Annotated in this window: 1 protein-coding gene; it reads left to right on the top strand. The window is 68.7% G+C overall.

What is annotated here, in order from left to right:
- Positions 1-704 precede the first annotated feature (704 nt).
- Complete coding sequence (locus tag G6031_RS18390) at positions 705-1,160, top strand: hypothetical protein (protein ID WP_182654064.1); 456 nt, start codon at positions 705-707, stop codon at positions 1,158-1,160.
- The last annotated feature ends 105 nt before the right edge of the window (positions 1,161-1,265 follow it).

A 1,265-nucleotide genomic window follows, 5' to 3' on the forward strand; every position in this document is an offset into this window, starting at 1 on the left:
GGGGGGCCGCTCTGTCTCAGAGTAACGGCGGGGTAACGGCGATGCAGCCAGCACGGGGCCGAGGCGGCCGCCTGGCTGACCTGCCGCCGGCTGCCGGACGATGCCAGGCGGCGGGTTCGTGGCGTTGGTTGATCGTCCCGGAGATAGGCGAGGGGCCCGGTCTGACGACCGGGCCCTACACATATCGGAAACCCCGGCTTTCGCCGACGACCGCCAACTGCCATGGCGGGCGATTTCTCATCTCGCCCCCTGGGGGCGAGGCGGCGTTGCCCGAGGGCCGCGCCTAAGGCGGACGGTAACACCCACCCTTGCCGCCAGGGGGCGGGGGACTTCGGCCGCCCGCCCCGGGCCGTTCCTCGACGCCGACCCCGGCACCGAAAGCGCAGGTGACTACCGGTGCTTGGGGAGCTGATTGTGACGGAGGTGAGGAGTAGTTTCAGGGTGTCCACTTCGGGCGGGACTAACCACCCTGCCCCCGATCCCGGGAGGGAATCATGACTGTTTCTGCTGTCCTTAACGGCGCGGAGTCGTCGTCACCGACTGCTGCGATTTGCCCCACCTACAAGGAGGCTCCCGCCCTGGAGGGCTTCCCTGCGCAAGGGGAGCTGGTGACCTATGTGCCAGACCTCGGCCCGTCTAAGCGGGGCTGGGTCTGGGTGTGTGCCGAGACGGCCGATACGTCCGGGGAGGGTGGAATACGCCGCGTGAGCGCGGTGCTGTTTGATCCCCGCTCGGAGGGCAGCCGCTACACCGTGCTGAGGGGAGTCTCGGCTGGGCAGCTGGTGCCGGTCCCGGAGGGCTCTGTCGGCCCCGTGAAGGGCGCGCCGCTGCACTTTCCTGCTCTGGCGGCGCTGGCGGTGCAGAACTTCGAGCTGCAGCGTGCCCACGAGGCGTGGATGGAGAACATCGTCTCGGAGGCGCAGGAGTGGGCCGATCGGCACAACATGTGCTCAGCGTTCGAGGAGTTCATGCACGATCACGATCTTGCCGGCCGCGAGCGCGAGCTGGAGTTCTCCGTGCGGGTGGTGGTAACCGTCTCGGTTCCGGTGACGAGTCGGCTCAGCGAGCAGGAGGCGCGCGATTCCATCGATAGTGCCGCGGTGCTGGAGGCGATCAAGGAGGCGGGCCTGAGCTCGTATGACTGGGAGCTCGAGGAGTGATCGACTCCGTCACGGCTTAGACCCCGGTAGGGGTCTGGGGCCCTCCAGGCGGGGCGCGCAGCGTCCCACCTGGAGGGCTCTACAGGGGTGGTGGGCGGCACGCCC

It is taken from the genome of Dietzia sp. CQ4, assembly GCF_014145125.1.
Lineage (GTDB): Bacteria > Actinomycetota > Actinomycetes > Mycobacteriales > Mycobacteriaceae > Dietzia > Dietzia natronolimnaea.